This window comes from Microcoleus sp. MON1_C5 (assembly GCF_036701875.1).
Classification (GTDB): Bacteria; Cyanobacteriota; Cyanobacteriia; order Cyanobacteriales; family Microcoleaceae; genus Microcoleus.
Map to the genome: position 1 here is coordinate 1 of NZ_JAUBRN010000110.1, position 6,838 is coordinate 6,838.

Annotated in this window: 8 protein-coding genes and 1 pseudogene; 5 read left to right on the forward strand and 4 right to left on the reverse strand. The window is 47.4% G+C overall.

Features of this window, described 5'->3' with window-relative positions; translation table 11 throughout:
• Both QUA71_RS28225 and QUA71_RS28230 read left to right on the forward strand, forming a co-directional pair.
• A pseudogene (locus QUA71_RS28225) lies at positions 1-156 on the forward strand (photosystem II q(b) protein); the annotation flags it as partial.
• A gap of 437 nt (positions 157-593) precedes the next feature.
• Positions 594-1,364: a GerMN domain-containing protein gene (locus tag QUA71_RS28230; RefSeq protein WP_333290201.1), complete on the forward strand. Its 771-nt coding sequence runs from the start codon at positions 594-596 to the stop codon at positions 1,362-1,364.
• Positions 1,365-1,472: 108 nt separating this feature from the next.
• Here QUA71_RS28230 and QUA71_RS28235 read toward each other — a convergent pair whose 3' ends face one another.
• From QUA71_RS28235 to efp, 3 genes are all read right to left on the reverse strand, one after another.
• Positions 1,473-1,865 (reverse strand): ArsR/SmtB family transcription factor, encoded by a 393-nt coding sequence (locus QUA71_RS28235; protein WP_006631662.1) that lies wholly within the window; start codon positions 1,863-1,865, stop codon positions 1,473-1,475.
• Between the two features lie 30 nt (positions 1,866-1,895).
• The gene (gene accB, locus QUA71_RS28240) at positions 1,896-2,453 is read right to left on the reverse strand and encodes an acetyl-CoA carboxylase biotin carboxyl carrier protein (protein WP_190659473.1); all 558 of its coding nucleotides are present in this window, start codon (positions 2,451-2,453) and stop codon (positions 1,896-1,898) included.
• Between the two features lie 199 nt (positions 2,454-2,652).
• A complete protein-coding gene (gene efp / locus QUA71_RS28245; RefSeq protein ID WP_190659475.1) occupies positions 2,653-3,210 on the reverse strand; it encodes an elongation factor P in 558 nt (185 codons plus the stop codon).
• Between the two features lie 279 nt (positions 3,211-3,489).
• On the opposite strand from efp, the gene QUA71_RS28250 reads away from it, so the two are divergent.
• The 3 genes from QUA71_RS28250 (at position 3,490) to thiL (ending at position 6,294) form a co-directional block, all read left to right on the forward strand.
• Positions 3,490-4,614, forward strand: a complete 1,125-nt coding sequence (locus QUA71_RS28250) for a peptidylprolyl isomerase (RefSeq protein ID WP_333290203.1) — start codon at positions 3,490-3,492, stop codon at positions 4,612-4,614.
• 238 nt (positions 4,615-4,852) lie between these two features.
• Complete coding sequence (locus QUA71_RS28255; protein ID WP_333290205.1) at positions 4,853-5,167, forward strand: hypothetical protein; 315 nt, start codon at positions 4,853-4,855, stop codon at positions 5,165-5,167.
• Between the two features lie 32 nt (positions 5,168-5,199).
• Positions 5,200-6,294, forward strand: a complete 1,095-nt coding sequence (gene thiL, locus QUA71_RS28260) for a thiamine-phosphate kinase (protein ID WP_333290207.1) — start codon at positions 5,200-5,202, stop codon at positions 6,292-6,294.
• Positions 6,295-6,516: 222 nt separating this feature from the next.
• On the opposite strand, the gene QUA71_RS28265 is transcribed toward thiL, so the two are convergent.
• Positions 6,517-6,838 (reverse strand): tetratricopeptide repeat protein (locus tag QUA71_RS28265; RefSeq protein WP_333290208.1); only part of this gene is annotated, 322 nt, incomplete at its 5' end.

Here is a 6,838-nt window from a genome sequence, read left to right on the forward strand (position 1 = left end):
CAAGGTCGCGTTATCAATACTTGGGCTGATGTGATCAACCGCGCTAACTTGGGTATGGAAGTAATGCACGAGCGCAACGCTCACAACTTCCCTCTCGACTTGGCTGCTGGCGAAACAACTCCCGTAGCTTTGGTTGCTCCTTCTATCAACGGCTAAGTTTTAGCTTTTGATTGATAAAAAGCGCTCCTAGAAATAGGGGCGCTTTTTGTTTGGGGAAAATTTTTTTTAGAGACCTGCTTCTATCCCTTAAATCCCTTAAATCCGTTACCCCCTTACCTCCCTTACATCCATTCGTTGCTTTCCTTCTTCCTTTTTACTTGTTTTTTCTTCCTTTATTCTTTAATTTTTTATGATTACTATAGAACATAGCCACTAGGCCGATCTAGATACTGTGACATACTCCACGGGCGAAATCTTATATTATGGTCTAGGATTCCAATAGTCGGATTCAGGATATGTTGGGCTTGCTATAAAGTGTTCGCTAGCAGCAATGCAATTGTGTCAATTCCAGAATCTAACCATAGACAAATGTAGCTGATCGGGAGTCGCTCCTCACCGTCCCAAGCGCTCTATCTGTAAGGAGAATTTGTATTATGAAAGATGGACAAGAAGTACGCCGCGTCTCCACAGCCGTCATTGCTGGTGTTTGCGGGTTCGCTTTACTGGCGGGAGGGGGCATTGCCTGGTGGACCGCGAACCGTTCGCCAACCCCCGCAGGTACGCAGTCTTCTGCTCAAACTACCGCTCCGCCGCTGTCCCCAAGCCCTGCGGAATCTCCTGCTGTAGTTATCCCCGTACCCCCTCCAAATCCTGTACAAGTGCCACAGGTTCAGACGCCACAGGTTCAGACGCCGCAGGTTCAGACACCTCAAGCTCAGACGCCGCAGGCTCTAGTCCTAAAGTCGCCGCAGCCAAAGCCTTTGCCGCAGACGGATGTCCAGACAGTGCAAGTCTACTGGGTTAAAGATGCCAGCGGTAAATTTGAGGGAGTTCCTACGAAAGTAGCTGTCAAACAAGCTGACAAGCCTGATGCAGCTTTACAAGCTGCTTTTAACAGTTTGTTGGCCGGGCCGAAGGATGGAACTGTTTCTAGCGAAATTCCTAAGGGGACAAAACTCAGGGGTTTGAGTGTTAAGAATGACGGAGTTTATGTCGATTTGTCAGCCGAATTTACTTCGGGGGGAGGGAGCAATTCGATGACTGGCCGGTTAGGGCAAGTTATCTATACCGCTACGAGTTTAAAACCGAATACCAAGGTTTGGATTTCGGTGGAAGGGAAGCCTTTAGAACTTTTAGGCGGCGAAGGTTTGGAGGTGGCTCAGCCGAGTACCCGCCAAAGTTTTGACAAAAATTTTCCCCTTTAGTAATTATGAGTCATTAGTTACAAGCCATTAGTCATCGGTCTGAAGGCCGATCGTAGGAATTGATAACTGATGACTCATGACTGAGGACTGAGAACTGGCAACTAATTTTCAGTGCTTCGTAGTTAGGCTAAATGCCCGAAAGTGTAGGGCTTGCTGTTCGATCCTGCTGGCAAGCCGATCGCACACCATATTACACAGCTCAAAAATTAACTCGTCCTGCACCTTATAATAAGCTGAAGTTCCTTCACTCCGGCGAGTGAGGATACCAGCTTGGAGCATGAGTTTTAGGTGCTTAGAAACATTGGCTTGACTCGTTTGAGTAGCTTCCACCAATTCTTGCACGCATTTTTCGCCGTCGCGAAGCAAGTTCAAAATTCGTAAACGCATGGGTTCGCTCAAAATGCTGAAATACTCAGCAACTTGTTGCACAACCTCTTGCGGGACAGGCTGGGATGACTTCATCAAACTCACCGGAGAGAAGTGATCGGGAAATATTAGCATTTATTCTGTCCATAACAATAAAGTAATCCTTCAATCCGGATTAATTCGCATCAAAACTTGACCGTATTCGACAGGTTCGCCATTTTGAACTAAAATTTCCATCACTTGACCGGAGACTTCATCCGCATCGATCTCGTTCATCAGCTTCATCGCTTCGATAATACAGACTGTCTGATTGACCTTGATGCGATCGCCCACATTGACAAAAGGTGGCTCGTCAGGAGCTGCAGCGCGATAAAAGGTTCCTACCATCGGCGAGATAATTGGCACCCATTTCGTATCGACAGAAGCAGGTACGGCAGCAGGTACGGCGACAGGGGCGACGGGTACAGGGGCAGCCAGATCCGCTGCTAAATTTTGGTCAACAGCAGGAGGTGACGCTAATGTGGGGCTAGCAACAGCGGCCAACGCGCTCGGAGCGACAGTCGCCACGGCAGCAGGGAGCGCAGCAGAGGTGCCTGCTGAACTTGCCAGAATGCCTTTGCGTACTGTCAGTTCAATATCCCCACTTTTTAAGGTCAGTTCCGAAATGCCAGTTTTGTCTAATACAGTTAGCAGGTCACAAAGCTGGTTTAAGTCTAGTTGCACAGCAGATTCAAGGGTAATTGAGAATTGAAAATTGAAAATTGAAAATTGAAAATTCAGAATCAGGCGAAGCTAGGAGCATCAACGACTTTGGAGGCAAAAGGGAGAGTTTTTAAGCTGTGAGCGATGAGTATTGAATTTGGACTTCTTTAACTCATAACTCAAAACTCAAAACTAAAAACTCCCTTTTCCTCCCTCGTTTCTACTCTCGGCCGAGGTACTTGTCTTCACGAGTATCAATCCGAATCCGTTCTCCAATGGAAATAAATAGAGGCACCATAATCTGAGCGCCAGTGGAGAGGATGGCGGGTTTGCTGCCACCAGTGGCAGTATCTCCTTTGACTCCGGGATCGGTTTGTATCACTTCCAAGACAACAGAGTTGGGCAGTTCCACTTCCATGATTTGGTCGTTCCAGCGCAGGATGCTGACTTCCATACCTTCAGTGAGGTACTTGACACGATCGCCTATTTGCTTAGCACTGAGCCGACTTTCCTCGTAAGTTTCCATATCCATAAAGACGAGCTCGTCGCCCTCTTTATAGGTATGTTGCATCACGCTCTTTTCCAGGTTGGCTTGAGGCATTGTCTCGCCCGCCCGGAAGGTTTGTTCTACTACGTTTCCGGTTTGGACGTTTTTTAATTTTGTCCGCACGAAAGCCGAGCCTTTTCCTGGCTTGACGTGGAGGAATTCGATAACCCGCCACACGCCGTTATTCCATTCAATTGAAACACCTGGTCGAAAGTCGTTACTGGAGATCATATAAATTTTTGCGGGCAATCCCGTCGCCTTGCGGGCACGGGGGAACTACAGTCAGGTTAAAGCCGCAGTCTAGCTGACGGCATCAAAAAGCAATTGGCATTTTATTTTACCGTTCAAAGGGAGCAAGTGCTGTACGGAAATCTTAATGACAGGGGGCAAGGGGCTGTTGTTAGTGGGTAACTGCCTCCCGGGCCGAAGGAACAGACACTTTAGATGGGTAGCAGCTTAGAGGGCGGGCAGCGCTGTGGGAAGATAATAGAGGCAATAAAAGTTAAAGTTATGTTGCATTGGCCTAATTTCTCGATCGATACGTGCAAGCGCTGGGTCAAAACCGTCGCTTTAGCGCTCTTGCTGTTCACTCTCTCCCTGAGTTTCAGTGCAGTCTCCCATGCCAAACGGCCCAGCAGCAGTATGCCTGCAGGGAATGCGATTACGGACGGGCGGGCGCTGCTGCGCTTCGCTTTACCTATTGACAATCAGACTGTGCGAGAGTTGCAAATTAGTCTCGAAGACATTGGCAACCACATACGGTCTAAACGTTGGGGTCCCATTAGCAGCGATGTCAGCAAGGCTTCCAGGATTCTCAACCTTCGGGAATCTGACCTTTTAGAGAGTATTCCCGACACCAAAAAGCCGGAAGCTGAAACTCTAGTTGCAGCAGTCAAGAACGGAATTGCTCAACTGGAAAAGGCTGTTGAGGCTAAAGACAAGGAAAAAGTGATTGACTTGAAAGCCACAATCCTCGGTTCGGTAGGCGAACTCGAAGAGTTGATGGTGACAAAGTTTCCGTTTGAAGTGCCGGCCAAGTATGCTAATCTGCCTCAACTGAAAGGGCGCGCTACTGTGGCTGTACAAACTGAAAAAGGGGAAATTACTGTTGTGGTTGACGGCTACAGCGCGCCGGTTACGGCTGGTAATTTTGTCGATTTGGTCGATCGAGGTTTTTATGACGGTTTGCCGTTTATTCGATCCGAAGAATCCTACGTTTTGCAAACCGGAGACCCCGAAGGCAAGGAAGAGGGTTTTATTGACCCAGCTACTGGCAAATACCGGAATGTGCCGCTAGAAGTGCTCGTCAGGGACGAAAAAGAACCTATTTACGGGATTACTCTAGAAGATGCGGGCCGTTATCGCGACGAACCTGTTTTGCCTTTTTCTGCTTTCGGTACTGTGGCCATGGCCCGTACAGAAACTGAGCCTGATAGCGCTTCTTCTCAGTTTTTCTTTTTCTTGTTTGAGCCTGAACTCACGCCCGCCGGTCTGAATTTGTTGGACGGCCGATATGCTGTTTTTGGTTACATGATTGAAGGAAAAGAAGTTTTGGAGCAACTGAAGCAGGGAGACAAGATTGTATCTGCTAAGGTAGTTAAAGGAATCGAAAATTTGGTGCGACCTCAAGTTTAATTAATGACGGCGATTGAAATCGCTGCTTGTCAAAAGTAACGGCGATTGAAATCGCTTTTACAGAAACAAAGCCCGCCTGCGCGGGCTGAAAAAATCAATATTGACTGCGATTGAAATCGTTTCTGGATGCTGAAGGAGATTGAAATCGCTTCTGCACAGATAAATCCCGCATTAGCGGGCTGGAAGAAGAGATAATTTTTATAGTTTCGTTATTGAAATTAGGAATTAAATCGAGAATATGGCTATTTTACAATTTTTATTGGTAATAGGTTTGGGCGGATTCACAGGATTGTTGATTGTAAAAAATGTGAATGAAAGCAAGCAAAAGCAGCGTTTGGATGAGGCTTTTTATGAGTTATTGGAAACTCAAAACAGTCAAATTTCGTTGATTCAACTGGCGGCTAAGGCTAGAGTTGAGGCAGAAGTTGCCCAGCAGTATTTAACTCGGCAAGTTAAGATTTTTTCGGCGGTTTTAGAGGTAGATGATGAAGGGGATACTTTTTATAGGTTTCCTAAGTTGCGCTTGCCGCCGAGTTCGGGTAAGGAATGGTGAATTGAGAAAGTGCGATCGACTAATTCAAATTTATGCAAGTTAAAGATATCGGTGAACAAGGCCTTTTAAGAATATTGCAAAAATTCTGCCCCGCAGAGATAGTTGGTGATGATTGCGCTGTCATGGCTACAACTCCCAACCAATCTCTCGCTATCACTACAGATATGTTGGTGGATGGACTGCATTTTAGCGATCGCACTACGGGGCCTTATTACGCAGGATGGCGCGCCGCAGCAGCGAATTTGTCGGATCTCGCGGCTATGGGAGCAAAGCCTCTGGCGGTGACTGTAGCCCTCGCTGTGGCGGCGGATACGGCTGTGGAGTGGGTTGAAGAGTTTTATCGGGGGATGACGGCTTGCTTACAAGAATATGATACGCCGATCGTCGGTGGCGATGTTGTGCGATCGCCCGTGGTGACGGTGGCGATTACTGCTTTCGGACAAGTTGAGTGCGATCGTACCATTAGTCGGTCAAATGCGCGATCGGGCTGGGCGATTGTCGCTACTGGAGTTCACGGAGCCTCCCGCGCCGGATTAGAATTGCTGTTAAATCCAGAATTCGGGCAAAATCTTGCAGAAGTCGATCGAGCTTCTTTAATTCTCGCTCACCAGCGTCCTAAACCGAGGCTGGATGTTTTGCCGGTTGTTTGGGAAATATTAGGTTCCGAAGGTGCGATGGAACCCCCCCTCACTCCCCCCCTTGGTAAGGGGGGGAAGCAAGATTTCAATTCTCCCCCCCTTGGTAAGGGGGGGCCGGGGGGGGTTCAATCCTCAATTGCAATCGCCGGAATGGACAGCAGCGACGGTTTAGCTGATGCGATTATTCAAATTTGTCGGGCTAGCGGTGTTGGCGCAAAAGTCGATCGCACAAAAATACCAATTACCCATATTTTCAGCGAAATTCTATCAACCGAAAAAGCTTTAGATTGGGCATTATACGGCGGGGAAGACTTCGAGTTAGTGGTGTTTTTGCCGATTGCAAATGCTCAGTTATTAGTGGAAAAAATAGGAAATGGAGCCGCGATTGTGGGAACTGCTACGGATAGCACCGATATCTGGTTAACTGATAGCACCGGCATTTATCCTGATGCTATATTAAACCTCGATCGAGGATTTCAACATTTCTGAATTATCTCTTATCTTAGTCCGCCCTGGCGGACATCGTTTTTGTAGTCGCGGTTTCAACCGCCGGGTTACTTTTTGGTTTGTGTGTTTGACTTTTTCGAGGTTGATTGGGTCTAGTTTTTTCAGATAACCCCACCCCTCGTTATTTAACGTTCCTACGTTATTGAACGAGAAATTCTCACGGGTATAGACTGTTAAAGTTTCCTCAAAAAAGCCGATCGCCCGTTACAGATTTTCCGCCAGCGAACCGTTGATTCTGTCACTGTAGGCAATAGCTAGGTTATTTTGAGTCTCTGCCCATTGTTCAGGGAAATCCTCAAAGGTATAAACTGTTAAAGCCGCCTCATAAAAGCCGATCGCCTGTTCCAGATTATCCGCCCGCGAACCGTTGATTCTGTCACTGTAGGCAAGGGCTAGGTTATTTTGAGTCTGTGCCCATTTTTCAGGGAAATCTTCAAAGGTACGAACTGTTAAAGCAGCCTCATAAAAGCCGATCGCCCGTTCCAGATTATCCGCCCGTGAACCGTTGATTCTGTTACTGTAGGCA

Coding starts and splice junctions, on each gene's coding strand:
- thiL (WP_333290207.1), top strand. CDS start 5,200: ATGCAAGTTAAAGATATCGGTGAACAAGGCCTTTTAAGAATATTGCAA.
- efp (WP_190659475.1), bottom strand. CDS start 3,210: ATGATCTCCAGTAACGACTTTCGACCAGGTGTTTCAATTGAATGGAAT.
- QUA71_RS28235 (WP_006631662.1), bottom strand. CDS start 1,865: ATGCTAATATTTCCCGATCACTTCTCTCCGGTGAGTTTGATGAAGTCA.
- QUA71_RS28250 (WP_333290203.1), top strand. CDS start 3,490: ATGTTGCATTGGCCTAATTTCTCGATCGATACGTGCAAGCGCTGGGTC.
- QUA71_RS28255 (WP_333290205.1), top strand. CDS start 4,853: ATGGCTATTTTACAATTTTTATTGGTAATAGGTTTGGGCGGATTCACA.
- QUA71_RS28230 (WP_333290201.1), top strand. CDS start 594: ATGAAAGATGGACAAGAAGTACGCCGCGTCTCCACAGCCGTCATTGCT.